This window comes from Stenotrophomonas sp. 109824_Sma (assembly GCF_056480025.1).
The window spans coordinates 520,557-537,263 of sequence record NZ_CM151078.1; the positions used below are offsets into that span (position 1 = coordinate 520,557).

At 67.6% G+C, this 16,707-nt stretch carries 16 protein-coding genes; 14 read left to right on the plus strand and 2 right to left on the minus strand.

Features of this window, described 5'->3' with window-relative positions; translation table 11 throughout:
* Positions 1-135: 135 nt before the first annotated feature.
* Positions 136-2,217: an NHL repeat-containing protein gene (locus ACZK1G_RS02415; protein ID WP_197659482.1), complete on the plus strand. Its 2,082-nt coding sequence runs from the start codon at positions 136-138 to the stop codon at positions 2,215-2,217.
* On the opposite strand, the gene ACZK1G_RS02420 is transcribed toward ACZK1G_RS02415, so the two are convergent.
* Positions 2,195-2,602 (minus strand): YciI family protein, encoded by a 408-nt coding sequence (locus tag ACZK1G_RS02420; RefSeq protein ID WP_005412102.1) that lies wholly within the window; start codon positions 2,600-2,602, stop codon positions 2,195-2,197. The two genes, ACZK1G_RS02415 and ACZK1G_RS02420, sit on opposite strands and share 23 nt — an antisense overlap.
* Positions 2,603-3,309: 707 nt before the next feature.
* Here ACZK1G_RS02420 and ACZK1G_RS02425 point away from each other — a divergent pair.
* The 13 genes from ACZK1G_RS02425 to ACZK1G_RS02485 all read left to right on the plus strand — a co-directional run bounded on the left by ACZK1G_RS02425 (position 3,310) and on the right by ACZK1G_RS02485 (position 15,805).
* Positions 3,310-3,723 (plus strand): YciI family protein, encoded by a 414-nt coding sequence (locus tag ACZK1G_RS02425; RefSeq protein ID WP_101764847.1) that lies wholly within the window; start codon positions 3,310-3,312, stop codon positions 3,721-3,723.
* A 67-nt stretch (positions 3,724-3,790) separates the two neighbouring features.
* A complete protein-coding gene (locus tag ACZK1G_RS02430; RefSeq protein WP_101764848.1) occupies positions 3,791-4,213 on the plus strand; it encodes a VOC family protein in 423 nt (140 codons plus the stop codon).
* Positions 4,214-4,247: 34 nt separating this feature from the next.
* Positions 4,248-4,658 (plus strand): VOC family protein, encoded by a 411-nt coding sequence (locus ACZK1G_RS02435; RefSeq protein ID WP_101764849.1) that lies wholly within the window; start codon positions 4,248-4,250, stop codon positions 4,656-4,658.
* A gap of 23 nt (positions 4,659-4,681) precedes the next feature.
* On the plus strand, positions 4,682-5,038 hold the full coding sequence (locus ACZK1G_RS02440; RefSeq protein ID WP_014645774.1) for a DUF1428 domain-containing protein: 357 nt from the start codon (positions 4,682-4,684) through the stop codon (positions 5,036-5,038).
* Positions 5,039-5,083: 45 nt separating this feature from the next.
* Positions 5,084-6,346: an RNA polymerase sigma factor gene (locus ACZK1G_RS02445; protein WP_101764850.1), complete on the plus strand. Its 1,263-nt coding sequence runs from the start codon at positions 5,084-5,086 to the stop codon at positions 6,344-6,346.
* Between the two features lie 106 nt (positions 6,347-6,452).
* Positions 6,453-7,649 (plus strand): hypothetical protein, encoded by a 1,197-nt coding sequence (locus ACZK1G_RS02450; protein WP_101764851.1) that lies wholly within the window; start codon positions 6,453-6,455, stop codon positions 7,647-7,649.
* Positions 7,640-8,740: a hypothetical protein gene (locus tag ACZK1G_RS02455; protein ID WP_101764852.1), complete on the plus strand. Its 1,101-nt coding sequence runs from the start codon at positions 7,640-7,642 to the stop codon at positions 8,738-8,740. Before ACZK1G_RS02450 ends, ACZK1G_RS02455 begins: the two co-directional genes overlap by 10 nt.
* Before the next feature lie 94 nt (positions 8,741-8,834).
* Positions 8,835-9,521: a hypothetical protein gene (locus ACZK1G_RS02460; RefSeq protein WP_014035819.1), complete on the plus strand. Its 687-nt coding sequence runs from the start codon at positions 8,835-8,837 to the stop codon at positions 9,519-9,521.
* A gap of 16 nt (positions 9,522-9,537) precedes the next feature.
* Complete coding sequence (locus tag ACZK1G_RS02465; protein WP_101764853.1) at positions 9,538-11,190, plus strand: CsgG/HfaB family protein; 1,653 nt, start codon at positions 9,538-9,540, stop codon at positions 11,188-11,190.
* A gap of 353 nt (positions 11,191-11,543) precedes the next feature.
* Positions 11,544-13,193: a M28 family metallopeptidase gene (locus ACZK1G_RS02470; RefSeq protein ID WP_101764854.1), complete on the plus strand. Its 1,650-nt coding sequence runs from the start codon at positions 11,544-11,546 to the stop codon at positions 13,191-13,193.
* 212 nt (positions 13,194-13,405) lie between these two features.
* Positions 13,406-14,665, plus strand: a complete 1,260-nt coding sequence (locus tag ACZK1G_RS02475) for a sensor histidine kinase (RefSeq protein WP_101764855.1) — start codon at positions 13,406-13,408, stop codon at positions 14,663-14,665.
* Positions 14,655-15,425, plus strand: a complete 771-nt coding sequence (locus ACZK1G_RS02480) for a LytR/AlgR family response regulator transcription factor (RefSeq protein ID WP_101764856.1) — start codon at positions 14,655-14,657, stop codon at positions 15,423-15,425. The genes ACZK1G_RS02475 and ACZK1G_RS02480 overlap by 11 nt, the downstream gene beginning before the upstream one ends.
* Before the next feature lie 35 nt (positions 15,426-15,460).
* Positions 15,461-15,805: a hypothetical protein gene (locus ACZK1G_RS02485; RefSeq protein WP_014035824.1), complete on the plus strand. Its 345-nt coding sequence runs from the start codon at positions 15,461-15,463 to the stop codon at positions 15,803-15,805.
* 38 nt (positions 15,806-15,843) lie between these two features.
* Here ACZK1G_RS02485 and ACZK1G_RS02490 read toward each other — a convergent pair whose 3' ends face one another.
* Positions 15,844-16,458: a hypothetical protein gene (locus ACZK1G_RS02490; RefSeq protein ID WP_014035825.1), complete on the minus strand. Its 615-nt coding sequence runs from the start codon at positions 16,456-16,458 to the stop codon at positions 15,844-15,846.
* Positions 16,459-16,707 lie beyond the last annotated feature (249 nt).

The window sequence follows — 16,707 nt, forward strand, 5'->3', positions numbered from 1 at the left end:
CATTGAACCTGCTGCAGCCAGTGAGAACAAGCAGGGCGCATGGAACTCTGCTGTTCCCCCGTACGATTGGCCGTGGCGGATCGCACCTTCACCGTCTATTGTCGGTGCCTCTTCAGGCAGGAGCAGCGCAGCACGATGGCACGGTGGCAATGGATGGTGGCAGGGGTGGCGTCTGCAACGGCGGTGGCATTGGCAGCGACCTGGTGGGAGACGCCGCTGCACACGCTGGCCGAGCCTGCGGGCCCGGCGCCCACGCCATTGGCCTGGACCGCACAGATCGAGCCGTTGGCCGGTGACGGCCATCCCGGTGACCGGGACGGTGGATCCGCGCAGGCGCGTTTCGCCGATCCCTACGCGCTGCTGCGCGGTGCCGATGGCAGCATCTACTTCACCGATGCCGGCGACAACAACCGCATCCGTCGCCGACTGCCCGATGGCCGCATCGAAACCGTGGCCGGGCAGGGCGAGGGACGCGTCGACGGCCCGGCACTGCAGGCCAGTTTCAATACGCCCTCGGGCATTGCCGCCGACGCGCAGGGCAACCTGTATGTGGCCGACACCGGCAACCACGCGATCCGCCGCATCGGCACCGATGGCCAGGTGACCACGCTGGCCGGTGGCGAACAGGGCCATGACGATGGCCCCGCCGCGCAGGCCCGCTTCGATGCGCCGATGGGCATCGCAGTGGATGCGCAGGGCCAGGTCTACGTGGCCGATACGTTCAACGATCGCATCCGGGTGATCGGTACCGATGGCAGCGTGCGCACCCTGGCCGGTGGCGATCGGGCAGGCTTTGCCGACGGCGTGGGTGCCGCCGCGCGTTTTGATACGCCGGTGGCGCTGGCCTTCGATGCACACGGTGCGCTGCTGGTGGCCGACCTGTTCAACAACGCGGTTCGCCGGGTGGGGGCCGATGGCACGGTCAGCACCGTGGTCGCCGCCGGTGGCGTGGTCAATGGGCCGCTGTCACTGGCCACCACCCACGACGGCGTGCTGTACGTGGGTGACCTGGATGGCCGCATCGTGCAGGTGACGCCACAGGGCCACCAGATCGCGCTGGTCGGCAACGGCCGCCTGCCGCGCCTGGCCCGCCCCAGTGGCCTGGCGATGGATGCCGATGGCAGCGTGCTGGTGGCCGACGCCGCCAGCTACCGCCTGCACCGCCTGCGCCCGTTGCCGGTGGGTGACCTGCCGGCGCCGGCGCTGGTCGGCCCGGCCGCCGATGCCGCGTTGCCGAAGACCGGGGGCCGTTGGCCGCTGGCACCGCAGGAGGGCTGGCACGAAGTGGTCGGCACGCTGGGCGAAGTGCGTGGCAACTTCAGCGGCGAGAGCCGCCACCACCTGCACGGCGGCTTCGACGTGCGCGGTGATGTGGGCCAGACCGTGCTGGCGATCGCCGACGGCAAGATCAGCAGCCCGGTGGCGGCCTGGAACCTGGGCGAGCAGGCCGAGGGCCTGGCCGTGGATCGTCTCAAGTACATCCACATGCGGGTCGGCCGCAGCCCGCGCGACCAGCCGTTCGATGCGCGCTGGCAGGCGTTGTATGACGAGCAGGGCAAGCTGGAACGGATGCGCGTGCGCCGTGGCATGCGCATCCACGTCGGTGACCGCCTGGGCAGCATCAACAACCAGGCGCACGTGCATCTGGCGGTGGGTACCGGCGGTTTCGAGACCAACGCGGTGGCGCTGGGCTTCCACAACTACGCCGACCACTTCGCGCCGCGCATCACCGATGTGGCCCTGCTGGACGACAACGACCAGCCGATGGCGGCGGGCAGCGACGGCGTAGTGATGGTGGCGCGCCAGGGCCGCGGCGTGCAGATCGTGATCGAGGCCTGGGACCAGGTCGACAACAACCTGCCGCGTCGCCGCCTGGGCATGTACCAGGTGGGCTACCAGATCCTCGATGCCGCTGGACAGCCGCTGCAGGGCTACGAGCAGCCGCGCTGGAACATCGTGTTCAACCGCATGCCGCCGCAGAAGGAAGCGGTGCGCGTGGCCTACGCACCGGACAGCGGCATCACCGTGCATGGCAGCGCGGTCACCCGTTTCCGCTACCTGGCCACCAACACCGTGCGTGACGGCCTGATGGAGACCGGGCGCTGGCAGCCGGCGGCGCTGCCGCCGGGCGAGTACATCGTGCGCGCCAGCGTGCGCGACTACAGCGGCAACGAAGGCGTCGGCCCGCGCGAGATCAGAGTACGGCTGCTGCCATAGCGGCAGCCGGGGCGCCGCAGCGTTCGCGTTCGGCGTCCATGTCTTCCAGCGGCCGCACCTCGATGCTGCCGAAGCGCGCCCAGGGGAAGTCGCGGGCGATGCGCATGGCTTCGTCGCGGTCGCGGGCGACGATCAGGTTGAAGCCGGCCAGCAGTTCGCGGGTTTCGGCGAACGGGCCATCGAGCACACGGCTGTGGCCATCGCGCACACGCAGGGTCTGCGCGGTGTCGACCGGCTGCAGCTTCTGCGCGGCCAGCAGCGTGCCTTCGGCCTGCAGCTTGTCGGCGTGGGCGAGGCAGTCGCGCATCAGCGCGTTGAATTCTTCGGTGGGCAGCGCCTGCAGCAGGGCAGGCTCGATATAGATCAGAAGCAGGTACTGCTGCATGGCACGGTCCTGGCGGGGGCGGGGTGCCCATGATGGCGCAGGATGGCGCGTGGGCATGTTGCAGCGCGGGAGGCGCGCCTTCGGCGGGGATCGGCGAACGGCGGAGCCCCTCCGTGGTGGAGCTACAGCGTGATTCTTGGGCTTGGCCGGGTGGGTAGGCGGGTCGGGGGACGCCGTAAACCCATCCATGGGGGCTTGGCCGCGGCATCCATGCCGCGGACACCCCCGCCCCGCCTACCCACCCGGCCCTGGACAGGTTCCTGCGGCGTCCACCACAGAAAATCACAAGCAAGAGCAAAAGCGGGTCGCTTCGCTCGCAAAGCCGAGGCTGCCAGCCAACCGCCGTTGTTGTTGCCTTTGCTTCTGCCTTTTCTCTTGATCTTCCCGTGGTGGGTCAGCCGCAGAGATCTGTCTGGGGCCGGGCGGGTGGGGTTGGCGGGGTATCCGCGGCATGGATGCCGCGGCTAAGCCCCCATGGACGGGTTCACGGCGTCCCCGCCAATCCCACCCGCCCGGCCCATCCTCAGAAACCCAGCTTTCAGCGACCAACCCACCCCACCACGGAGGGGCTCCGCCGTTCGCCGACTCCCGCCGAAGGCGTGCTTTCCACGCAGAAAAAAAACTTCCGGAAACGTGTCGATTCCGATGACCCTGGTTCGTTGTACCCAGTGAAGGGCACGCACCACGCGTCCCCACGGGAGACCACAATGAAAGTGATGGTGATCGTGAAGGCCAACGCCGACTCCGAAGCCGGCCGCATGCCCAGCGAACAGGAACTGTCCGAAATGGGCACCTTCAACGAACAACTCGTGGCCGCCGGCATCATGCTGGCCGGTGAAGGGCTGCACGCCACCCAGCGCGGCCGCCGTATTCACTTCGGCGGCGCGGCACCCATGGTCGAGGCCGGTCCGTTCGGTCCTGCCAGTGAACAGATCGCCGGCTTCTGGCTGTGGGTGGTGCGGTCGCTGGACGAGGCCGTCGAGTGGGCCAGCCGTGCGCCGTTCGGCAGTGGCGGCACCCTCGAACTGCGTCCCTTGATCTCCGCTGAAGACTTCGGCGAAGCCTTCACCCCTGAATTACAGCAGCAGGAACAGCGTCTGCGTGCACAGCTGGAAGGTTGACCCGATTCATCTCCCTGCCGGGCACGACCCGGCGCTACTGCCCTGAACCACACCACGGAGTATTGCCATGAGACTGATTCCCTTCCTCGGCTTCAGCGGCCAGGCCCACGACGCGATGGCGTTCTACGCCAAGGCACTCGGTGGCCAGGTCACCTCGGAAATGAAGTACCGCGACATGCCGCCGTCCGATGGCATGCCCGGCTGCAACGAGATGCCGGCGCAGACCCTGGACCACGTTGCGCACAGCCAGCTGGAGATCGGCAACGCCATCGTGATGGCGGCCGATGGCCCCGGCGGCGGCGAGGGTGGCTCGACCACCATCAATGTCGACGTCGACAGCATTGAAGAAGCCGAACGTGTGTTCGCCGCGCTGGCCGAGGGTGGCCAGGTGCAGATGTCGATCGCCGAAACGTTCTGGGCACACCGCTGGGGCATGCTGATTGACCGCTACGGCAAGCCGTGGATGGTCAACTGCATGAAGCAGCCCTGATCCCGTCTCTTTCATCCACCCAGGAGCTTTACCGATGAGTGCACCGCAACCGCAGATGATCTTCGTCAACCTGCCCGTGCAGGATCTGAACGCGTCCAAGGCCTTCTTCGCCGCGTTGGGCTACAGCTTCAACCCGACCTTCACCAATGACGATGCGGCCTGCATGGTGATCAGCGAGAGCATCTTCGTGATGCTGCTGACCCAGCCGTTCTTCAAGCAGTTCACCACCAAGTCGATTGCTGACGCGCATCAGCAGACCGAGGTGATCACCTGCCTGTCGGCCGACAGCCGCAAGGCCGTGGACGTGATGGTGGACAAGGCACTGGCGGCCGGCGCCAGCGAACCGCAGCCCGCGCGCGACTACGGTTTCATGTACCAGCGTGGCTTCCAGGATCTGGATGGCCATCTCTGGGAAATCGCACACATGGACGGCGAGCCGGGCTGACGGCCGCCGCAGGGAGAACCCGCATGGCTTACGTGGATGCTTACGTGCTGCCGTGCCCGCAGGACAAGGTGGCGGCCTACCGCCGCCTTGCCCGCAAGGCGGGCGCGGTGTGGAAGGACCATGGCGCGCTGCAGTACATGGAATGCGTAGCCGACGATGTGGAACCGGGCAAGAGCACCTCGTTCCCGCGCGCCGTCAAGGCGAAGCCGGGTGAAACGGTGATCGTCGCCTTCGTGGTGTTCCGCTCGCGCGCGGCACGCGACCGCATCAACGCAAAGGTGATGGCCGACCCGCGGCTGGCGTCGCTGGGCCCGAAGGACATGCCGTTCGATACCCGGCGCATGTTCTGGGGCGGCTTCAAGCCGATTGTTGAAGCGTGAGCTGCGGCGCTTGTGCGGGCCGGGCGTGCGTGCTGTGATCGGCGCATGCTCGAGCCCGCACTGACGCAGCGTCTGGAAACCCTCTGGCGGATGGAGTCGCCAGTGCTGATCGCGCGCCTGGCGCGGCTGCTCGGTGGCGATGTCGGCCGTGCCGAGGAACTGGCCCAGGACACCTGGCTGGCCGCGCTGGAGCGTTGGCCGGAGCAGGGCATCCCGGAAAACCCCGGAGCCTGGCTGATGACCACCGCGCGCAACCGTGCCATCGATGTGCTGCGCCAGCACCAGCGGGTGGCGCAGCAGCACGCGCAATGGGGCGAGGAACTGCATCCGGCGGCGCTGCCGGCACCCGATGACACCCAGGCGCTGGAGGATGACCTGGGCGATGACCTGTTGCGGCTGATGTTCGTGGCCTGCCATCCCGTGCTGCCGGCCGATGCGCGCGTGGCACTCACCCTGCGCCTGCTCGGTGGCCTGACCACCATCGAGATCGCGCGTGCGTTCCTGCAGCCGGAGCCGACCATCGCCCAGCGCATCGTGCGCGCCAAGCGCACCCTGGCGCAGAAGCAGGTGCCCTATGAAGTGCCGCGCGCGGAGGCGATGCCGGAGCGCCTGGCCTCGGTGCTGGAGGCGATCTATCTGGTGTTCAACGAAGGCTATGCGGCCAGTGCCGGTGATGACTGGATGCGCCCGGCGCTGTGCGAGGAAGCGCTGCGGCTGGCCCGCATCCTGGCGCATCGGTTGCCGGTGGCGCCGGTGCTGGGCCTGCTGGCGTTGATGGAACTGCAGGCCTCGCGCGCAGCAGCGCGCGTGGATGCGCAGGGTGCACCGGTGCTGCTGGACCAGCAGAATCGTGCGCGTTGGGATTGGCTGCAGATCGACCGCGGGCAGCAGGTGCTGGCGCGCGCGTTGGCCCTCGGTGGCGACCAGGACCCCTATGTGCTGCAGGCGCGCATCGCGGCCTGCCATGCGGCTGCGCGTCGCGCTGACGCCACCGATTGGCCGCGTATTGCTGCGCTCTATACACAGCTGCTGCAGGTGCAGCCTTCGCCGGTGGTGGCATTGAACCGGGTGGTGGCGATCCTGCGCAGCGACGGTGCCTTCGCCGCGTGGGCGCAACTGCAGCCACTGCTGGTCGATCCGCGCCTGCGCGACTACGCGCCGCTGCAGGTGGTGCGCGGCGAGCTGCTGCAGGCACTGGGACGGGAGCAGGACGCGCGCGATGCATTTGCCGAAGCCTTCCGGCTCAGCCAGAACCAGGCCGAGCGCGGACTGCTGCGGCAACGGGCGGGCCTGCCCCCCACGGAGTGAACCGACAAAGGCAGCACTTGTCGGCGGGCCCGTGAGCGGCTATGTTTCGCGCCCAGCGGACGCATGAGCGTCCGCGATCCGTGCGTATTGACCGAGGAGCGGTTGGATGTATTCAAGGACGAAGAGCGCATCGCGCGCTTTTGCGCGCCTGCTTGCCTGTGCCCTGTGCCTGGCCGTGTGGCCGATGGCCGTGCAGGCCGCGGACAAATCGCAGCAGGCCTATTGGGCCGGTTTTGCCTATACCGCTGACGCCGCCGCCGTGCAGGCGACCACGCCGCATGCGCATGCGGTGCTGGAACGGCGTGGCCTGGTCCCGCTGAACCAGACGCTGGCGCAGTCGCTCAAGCGCCGCGCACCGGCGCACCTGGAGCTGATCGACCAGCCGGTGGCGATGCTCGATGGCACCACCAGCGCCACCGTGCTGGCCGCAGCGCTGGACCGTGAACTGGTCTCGGTCGAGCCGATCGGCGACCAGTACAAGGTGCTGGTGGAAGTGGCGCTGCAGGCGCTGTTCTTCGACTTCCGCGAGCGCCAGGTGATCGCCTCCTATCCGCTCACCCTGCAGCGCATCGACGTGCAGGACTACCGTCCGGACAACGACGATATCGACGCGATCGTCGCCGATCTGCTGTACGGCGGCGCCGATACCAGCCTGTCGCAGGTACTGGCGGCCAGCCTGGCGCAGGCCCGGCTGCCCGACGCCGCCGTGCGTCGCCTGCAGGTGGGTGGGGTGACCCTGTCCGACGCGGTGCGCGCCAAGCTGCCCGACCCGAAGTGGGACGCGCCGCTGCGCGCCACCCTGGCCCATGAGCTGTCCAAGACGCTGTCGTCCAACACCGGCGTCGGCCTGCTGCCGCCGGCCTCGGGCCAGGCGATCGGTGGCGCGATGGCCGCCCGCTTTGCCGACGGCAAGGTCTACCAGCTGAAGATTCCCGAACCCGACTACGTCATCAACCTGCAGGTCGATGCACTGAAGAACGGCGTGATCGAGGAAACCCCGGCAATGAAGACGATGCTGTTCGGCGCCTTCTTCACCGCCAAGGTGACCGAGCCGTTCTCGGGCAAGGTCTATTTCGAACAGCCGCTGCGCAAGGGTGCCACCAAGGTGGTGCCGGTCACGCAGTGGCAGGTCGACCAGTGGTCGGCCAGCTACGAAACCCTGCTGGCCGGCTTCGACGCCTTCGCCGGCGCCGCCGCCAAGCGTGCCGACTCGCGCGCCTGGCTGGACGAACAGAAGCCGGGCGGCCGCCCGTTGCAGCAGCAGACCCAAGCCCTCCAGGAGTTGATCAAGTCATGTCGTTGATGCGTACCATCCTGCTCATCCTCATCGCGCTGGTGGTGGCCTCGCCGGTCGCTGCGCAGACCGCGAGTTCGCGCGGTACCGGCTCGGCCAGCTACGGCCTGCGCCTGAGTGCCGACACCCGCGCCCAGGCCCTGAACAAGGCCAAGGTCAATGCCCTGGAGGCGTACATCGCCGAAACCGGTGCAGCCAAGCTGCGCCTGTTCGAAGCACGCCGCGCCGAGTTCATCGGCGAGATCGATCGCTACGTGCTCAGCGCGGTGCAGTTGTCGGACACCGAAGACAAGAAGGCCAAGACCTACAGCGTCACCGTCCGCGCCGAGATCAACACCACCCTGCTGCAGACCAAGCTGGACGCCGGTTCGGCCGTGGCCGGCGCCACCGCCGCGCAGCGCTCGCTGCTGACCTTCCTGTTCATGGCGCGCTCGCAGGACACCGTGCAGTCGTTCCAGGACAAGGAATACCGCCGCGTCGACGCCAGCAGCAGCTACAGCGAGAACACCCGTGAAGGCGACAGCTTCCGCGGCAACTCGGTCAGCACCAGCGGCAGCATCAACCAGAACGGTTCGGTGTCGGTCACCAGCGGCGGCAGCACCACCGCGCGTGCCGACAACATCACCTGGAAGGTGGCCAACGCCGCCGAGGTCAACACCGCGATGACCGGCGCCTTCAGTGCCGCCGGCTACGAAGTGGTTGAAGCCGAATACGTGGAAGGTGAGTCGCGCGGCCTGCTCAGCATCGAGCGCATCCGCAAGGATTTCAGCACCGGCAACGACCTGGCCCCGGCCACCCTGCGCGACACCGCCAACGGCATCCGTGCAGCCAACATCCCGTACATCGCCGTCGGCACCCTCGACGTCGGCATGCGTGACCGCGATCCGGCCAGCGGCAACACCCGCGTGTTCGTCACCGTCACCGGCAAGGTGCTGGACGTGACCGGTCGTTTCCCGCGCACCGTGTCGTCGGTCGGCCCGGTGCAGTTCTCCGGCACTGGCCCGAATGAAACCGTGGCCCGTACCAATGCGCTGCAGCTGGCTGCCGAAAAGGCCGCCCAGCAGATGATCAACGAGCTGAACGTCAAGGCGGTCCGCTGATCCGCCACCCCGGTGGGTGCCGAGCTCGGCATCGCCCGGGGTTACCGATTCCCCACGTGCCGCACCGCGGCCGTCTCTCCCAAAGGACTCTCACATGATCCGCAATACCGCTCTTGTCCTGGCCATCGCGGCCGCCACCCTGTCGATGCCGGCCCACGCTGGCCTGGGCAAGCTGAAGGACCTGACGGGCGCCTCCACCGGCTCCTCCAGCAGCACTTCCAGCGCCGCCGCGCCGAACGAAGCTGCGCAGGAAGCACTGGTGCGTCGTTTCGTCAGCTCGCAGTCGCACTCGCTGCAGGCCCAGACCTCGTTCGCCCGTGCCTTCGGCCTGGCCGAGCAGGTGCAGCTGCTGGAAGCCGAGCGCCAGGCGCTGTCGTCGGGTTCGGTCAGCGTCGATGCGATGAAGAAGTCGGTGTCGGTCAGCGAAGCCGCGCAGGCCGCGATCGACGAGCGCCAGGCCGCGCAGCCGGAGCTGAACGCTGAATCCAAGCAGCACTACGCCGAAGGCCTGGTCTCGCTGCTGTCCTCGGCTGCCGAAGCGCAGAAGCTGGGTGGCGAAGCCAGCAACTTCACCGCCGGCATGAAGAACCTGGGCGCGACCCAGATGGCTACCGTTGGCCGCAAGCTGGCCGCCGGTGCATGGGTGGCCAAGGAATCGCCGGGCTTCATCCAGGGCCTGTACGGTTCGACCAAGTCGGCCGTGACCTTCGCCAAGAAGAGCAAGGTGAAGGTGCCGTCCAACGCCGACTCGATGCTGGGCCAGCTGGACAAGATGAACTGATCCGAGGCGAATCCCCATGCGTACGACCCCCCGTTTGATCGGCCTGGGCCTGGCTGCCGTGCTGCTTGCAGCCTGCGGCAAGCAGGACACCCCGGCCGAAGCGCCCGCACCCGCCAAGGACAAGGCAACCAGTGCACTGGCCAGCAATGCGCCAGTGGAAGCAGCGCCCCTGCGTGGCACGCCGGATTTCGGCGGCACCACCCAGGTCGCGCGCGAGGCCGACGGCATCGGCAGCACCCCGGAACTGGCGGTGCTGGCGGCGTTGCAGTCGGCGGTGGCGCAGGTCAACGGCGTACGCGTGGCCAGCCAGATGCAGAGCCTGCGTGCAGGCCTGCATGTGGATGTGGATGACGAACACGTCGGCGATATCCGCGCCGACGCGTTCACCCAGCAGATGATCGCCGGCTCGCAGGGCGCGGTGCTGGGCTATGAAATCCTGTCGCAGGACGAAGTGCGGCAGCTGGACGAGGAAACCATCGCGCGCGTGCGCGCCAGCGATGAAGGCTGGAGCTTCAAGGGCTCGGCATCCGCCAGCGCTTCCGGCGAAGCCACCGCCAAGGGCGCCGGCGGCTCGGCCAGCGTCAGGGAAAGCTACGACGAGAAGGTCAGTGTCGATGCCAAGCGTGGCGCCAGCTCGTTCGACTCCGACGTGACCCATCGCAGCATGCGCAGCTACTGGAAGGTGCGCGTGCGTGCACAGATTGCCCAGTACCGCGCACCGGACGAGCAGGGCAAGCCGAAGATCGTGGTCGCGCTGCCGCGCACCAAGTCCGGCAGCTATGCCGTGGGCGATGGCCGCGTGAGTGCCGATGAAGTGGCCGACGCGATCCGCGCGCGCCTGTCCGACACGCTGACCCAGACCCAGCGCTTCATCGTGCTGGACCGCGAGTTCGGCGACGAACTGCAGGCCGAGATCGACCACATCAACAGCGGTAACGTACGCCTGCAGGACACCGCACGCGTCGGCCAGCAGCTGGCGACCGACCTGATCCTGATCCCGACCATCGAACGCTTCGAGTACCCGCGCAGCGTACGCAACCTGCGCATGTCCGACCGCCAGGTGACCTCGTACTCCGGTGGCGGCCGCATCACCCTGCGCCTGATCAACGCCACCACCGGCCAGGTGGTGATGTCCGACAGCTTCGATCACCAGCTGGCCTCGACCGGCCCGAGCACCCTGCCGCGCGTGGTCAACGGCCGCAACATGGCCGCGGCGATGATGGAATCGCTGTCCGGCCAGATCGGCACCACCATCGTCACCACGCTGTTCCCGGTGTCGGTGGTGTCGGTGGACGGTGACCAGGTGGTGCTGAGCCAGGGGGGCGAAACCCTGCAGGCCGGCCAGCGCTGGCAGGCCGTGCGCCTGGGCGAGGAACTGAAGGACCCGCAGACCGGCCGCTCGCTGGGCCGCAGTGAACACCCGTGCTGCACCATCCGTATCGACCGCGTCGCTGCACAGACCTCGTACGGCACCATCGAAGACGGTGTCGACGCGATGCGCGGCGGCTTCCGTCCGGGCCAGATCGAACTGCGCCAGAAGCTGGGCAGCAAGCCGGCTGCCGCCGCTGCTGGCGCAACGGCCTCGGCAGCACCGGCCGCCGCCGCGCGCCCGGCGGCCAAGCCGAAGCCCAAGGCTGCGGCCGCCCCGGCCGAAGACCCGAACTGGTAACAGGCTCAAGCAACACACAGATGGGGTCAGAGCCCTTTCCCGCCGGGAAAGGGGTCTGACCCCTTCCTGTTTCCGTTCGTGTCGACCAAGGTCGACAATCACCAACAGCAGCGGGAAACTGTCGAAGGCGGGGTGGGTCCGGTTGCGGGGGTGTCCGCGGCATGGATGCCGCGGCCAAGCCCCCAAGGAAGGGTTTACGGCGTCCCCCGCAACCGGACCCACCCCGCCTACCTTCAGGAAGCCAGCTCCCGCTGTTGCTTCGGCTGTTGCTGTTGCCCTGGCTTCTGCAGGTGCAGGGCGCAGCCCTGCCGAACCCCTTACACTCCAGAAGGATTTCCCTGCTGGAGAGAGCAATGAAACGAGTGGTACTGGGCGTGCTGGCCCTGTCGGTGTCGAGCGCACTGATGGCGGCCACCCCGAAATTCGATGGCGCGCGGATCTCCGCCGACGTCAAGGAACTGGCCTCCGACGCCTACGAAGGCCGCTCGCCGGCCACTGCCGGCGAAGAGAAGACCATCGCCTACCTCAGCAAGCAGTTTGCCGACGCCGGCCTGCAGCCGGGCGGCGATCTCAAGGACGGCAAGCGCCTGTGGACCCAGGCCGTGCCGCTGCGCAAGGGCGACATCGTCGGCGCACCGCGGCTGGCACTGCACCAGGGTGGCAAGACCGTGCCGCTGGAGCAGGGCAAGCAGATCGCCGTGCGCGCCGCCATGAACGGCGCCAGCAACGTCGACATCAGCAAGGCCCCGCTGGTGTTCCTCGGCTACGGCGTGAAAGCCCCGGAGCGCAACTGGGACGACTTCAAGGGCGTGGACCTGAAGGGCAAGATCGCTGTCGTGCTGATCAACGACCCGGACTTCGAAACCGGACAGGGTGATTTCGACGGCAAGGGCATGACCTATTACGGCCGTTGGACCTACAAGTACGAGGAAGGCGCCCGCCAGGGTGCGCTGGGCGTGCTGATCGTGCACGAGACCGCGCCGGCGTCGTATGGCTGGGCCACCGTGGCCGGCTCCAACACCAACACCATGTTCGACGTGGTACGCGACAACCCGGCCGAGAGCCATCCGCTGCTGGAAGGCTGGATCCAGCGTGACCTGGCGGTGGAACTGTTCCGCTCCGCCGGGCAGGACTTCGAGGCGCTGAAGAAGAAGGCGCAGCAGCGCGACTTCACCCCGGTGCCGCTGACCGGCGCCAGCCTGGACGCGAAGTACGCGGTGAAGACCGAAGTGATCACCTCGCACAACGTGGCCGCGCGCCTGGAAGGCAGCCGCCACCCGGACGAGACGATCATCTACAGCGCGCACTGGGACCACATCGGCGTGGGCGAGCCGGACGCGCGCGGTGACCGCATCTTCAACGGCGCACTGGACAATGCCAGCGGTACTGCCTCGCTGATCGAACTGGCCCGTGGCTTTGCCAAGGAAAAGCGCCCGCAGCGCTCGCTGCTGTTCCTGGCGGTCACCGCCGAGGAGAAGGGCCTGCTGGGTTCGGAGTACTACGCCACCCATCCGCTGTACCCGCTGGAAAAGACCGTGGCGGTGATCAACATGGATGGCATGGCGCCGTTCGGCCCATCGCGTGACTTCGGCATCTACGGTGCCGCGCGCTTCGAGCTGCTGGACCAGCTGAAGGACGTGGCCAAGGGTTGGGATATCCGCTACACGCCGGACCCGAAGCCGGAAGCGGGCCTGTTCTTCCGCTCCGACCACTTCCCGTTCGCCAAGCGCGGCGTGCCGGCGCTGTCCTGGTCGGCCGGCCAGGACTGGGTGGATGGTGGCGTGGCCGCAGGCAAGAAGGCCTCCGAGGACTACACCGCCAAGCGCTACCACCAGCAGGGCGACGAGTGGCAGCCGGACTGGGTGTTCGCCGGTGCCGCCCGCGACCTGGAAGTGCTGTACACGCTGGGCAACCAGCTGGCCAACTCGCGCAGCTGGCCGAACTGGAGCAAGGACGAGTCGTTCCGCGCCGTGCGTGACGCCAGCGCCGACCAGCGCAAGTAAGGGAATGCGCCGGGTTCGCCCGGCGCCTCCCGGGTAGTGCCGGCCGCTGGCCGGCAACCTTGTGATGCTTGCGGAGGTCATGGGGAGCCGGCCAGCGGCCGGCACTACCAGATGGCCTTCCATCCCCACTTTCCCGGCCTTCGTCGCAGCCCGCTTGCTTGCCCGGCGGGCCGCCCTATGCTCGGCTCACCCCCTTCCTCCAAGGCGCCGCCGTGTTTGCCAGCCTCTCTCTCCTGATCCGCCACCTGCTGGCCTGGGCTGCCGCGCTGGTTGTCGCCGGCATGGTCTGGAGCGGCATCTTCAGCGGCATGAACGATGGCCCCGGCTGGGTCTTCGGCCTGCTGGCGATGTTCCTGATGATCTCCGCGCTGGGTAGCGCGATCACCCATGTACGCCGGGTCTGGCTGGTCGCCGGACGGCTGGATTCGACCACCTTGTCCGGGCGCCAGCGCCGCCAGGTGGAACTGCCGATGGATGCCGGCCAGGCCTACGCCGTGGTGGAAGCGGCAATCGCCGAACTGCCACGCGTCGAGGATGTGGAAAGCTCGGCCGGCAGCCTGCAGGTGCGCGCCTATGTTCGCCGGGTCGACCTCTGGAACGGCCGCCAGCCGTCGCGCTGGAACCTGCCGGCGCGGCTGGCGATCAAGCGCAACAGCGTGCTGGCCACGGTCACGCCGGGGCAGGGCACCAGCACCGTCACCCTGCTGTTCGAACCCGATGCCGGCTGGTGGGCCGACCTGCTGGCGCTGGACGAGGGCAGCAACTTCGAGAACGCTGAAGCGGTCACCCGTGCCATCAGCCGCCGTGTCGCCGACCAGCGCCGCGACGAACAGGCCGCCGCCGAACAGACACAGGTGGAAAAGGAGCTGTCGGTGGCGCGCTTGAACCTGCTGCACGCGCAGGTGGAACCGCACTTCCTCTACAACACGCTGGCCAACGCACAGGTGCTGACCCGCACCGATCCGGCCCGTGCCGAGCAGATGCTCGGCCACCTCATCCAGTACCTGCGCAGCTCGTTGCCGCAGGTGGACGAATCGGTATCCACGCTGGGCGTGGAGCTGGACCGCACCCGTGCCTACCTGGAAATCCTGCGCATCCGCATGGGCGCACGGCTGGCGGTGGAAGTGCAGGTGCCGAACGAACTGCACGGCGTGCACCTGCCGGCGATGGCACTGCAGACGCTGGTGGAAAACGCGATCAAGCACGGCCTGGAACCCAAGCCCGGCGGTGGCACGATCTGGATCCTGGCGCGCGGCTTCGATGACCATGTAACCGTGACCGTGGCCGACGATGGGCTCGGCTTCGGCCAGGGCACCAGCGGAACCGGCATCGGCCTGAAGAACCTGCGCGAACGCCTGCGCCTGACCTGCGGCGAGCAGGCCGGCGTGGCAATCGTTGCCAACTTTCCCAGCGGCGTGGCCGCGACCATGACCCTGCCGCAGTCGCACAAGGAGCGCAGCCATGCCGCTTGAAGCCCTGATCGCCGAAGACGAAGAACTGCTGCGGCAGTCACTGGTGGAGCAGCTGGGCCGGCTGTGGCCGGACCTCAAACTGGTGGCCGAGTGCGAGGACGGTGCCAGCGCGCTGGAGCAGCTGGCCGAGAAACAGCCGGACATCGCCTTCCTCGACATCCGCATGCCCGGCATCAGCGGCATCGAGGTCGCGCGCTCGCTGTCCGAACTGAGCCCGCGCACCCAGGTAGTGTTCGTCACCGCCTACGACCAGTACGCCATCGATGCGTTCGAGCAGGGCGCGATGGATTACCTGTTGAAGCCGGTCAGCGACGAGCGCCTGCTGGCCACCCGCGAGCGCATCCTGTCGCGGCTGCCATCGACGCGACAGGACGATGCCGTGCTGGAGCGCCTGCTGCAGCGGCTGGGCCCATCGCAGGGTGCAGTGGAGCGCCCACCGCTGGCCTGGATCACCGCCAGCAACGGCCGCGAGACGCAGCTGATCATGCTGGAAGACGTGGCCTACTTCCGCGCCGACAACAAGTACACCACCGTGGTCACCGCCGCCGGCGAAAGCCTGCTGCGCACACCGCTGCGTGAGCTGCTGGAAGTGCTCGATCCGCAGCACTTCCGCCAGATCCATCGCTCCACCATCGTCAACATGAAGGCGGTGGCGGCGGTGAGCCGCGACGATACCGGGCGCGGCGTGCTGCGCCTGCGCGGGCGCACGGAAACACTGGTGGTCAGCCAGCCGTTCATGAGCCTGTTCCGCGGCATGTAGCCGCAGCAGCATCGCCCTTGCACCGAGGAACGAACATGCCCCGATTGTTGATTGCGTGCGTCGTCGTGCTGGCGCTGGCCGGCTGCGAAAAATCCCGCAACACCTCGATCACCCGCACCCAGGCCAACGGCGTGGATACGCTGTACAGCAAGGGCACCGTCGTCGATGGCGAGGCACGCTTCCAGTGCATTGCCAGCAGCAGTGGCGCCTGCCACTACCTGGTGCTTGATCCGGCCTGCAGCCCCGACGCCGCGTGTGCCACGCCGCCGCTGCGCCGGTTCGCAGTGGCGGTGGGAAAGACCGAGGCCATGCGTGGCCTGCCCAACGGCTTCCGCCAGTGCGTCAGCCAGGACCCGATAGAACAATGCCACCGTGAGTGATCACGGTGGCATTGTGGGTCCCCCGCTTCCCTGAAGGGTCAGTAGGCAGGTTGCAGCGTCAGGTCATGGTGGTGTTCGGTCTCGCCCACATGGTTGAGGCGGCCGACCAGTTCGGAGTGCTGCTTCATCCGCCCGATCTCGGTCATGATGCGGATGTCCTCGTGGCGCAGTTCGCGCTTGGCGGTAACCGCCTGCTTGTAGTCCAGCACTTCCGGGTAGTGCTCGGCCAGGTCCAGCGCCTCGGCCACGTGCTCGACGCTGTCAGCCTTGGAGCTGATGCGGGCGCGGCTGTTGAAGGCCTTCATCCAGCGCTCGAAACCGGCGGTGCGGTCGAACATGTTGGCCATGAACCAGATCACGAACAGGATCGAGATCCACGAACCGAACACCACGACCACGCGGGTGAAGGTGATGTGGTAGTCGTCGCGCCACAGGTAGTTGGTGATCAGGCCGAGGATCAGCAGCGAGGCCGCCTGCCAGCCGACGATCGAGGCGATCAGCCATTGGCACTTGGCCTGGGCCAGCACAGCCACTTCATCGCGGATCTGCTGCTCGCTGAGGCTGCGCCAGTGCGCGACCTGTTTTTCGAACGGGCTGCTGTAGAGCTCGTTGTCGCGAAGCAGTAGTCCCAAACCCTTGAACAAAGCAATCATGGCTGGCTCCTTGTGGAACGTGCGTCGATCAGCGTTGGACGGTGTGGCGGGTTCAGTTCTAGCACTTCCAGCGAGCCGTGCAATGGGCGCAATGCCAAGCGGCGTAAGGGTTTTGTCTGAATGGGTGAATCTTGGTGCGGCGCAGCATCGTGGTCGCAGCCTGCGACAGGATGTCGCAGGGTGAAACGTGCTGCGGCCGCACATGGAACCGTGGCTGAGCGCGGAGACTCGCCGCCGCCGTCGTGATCG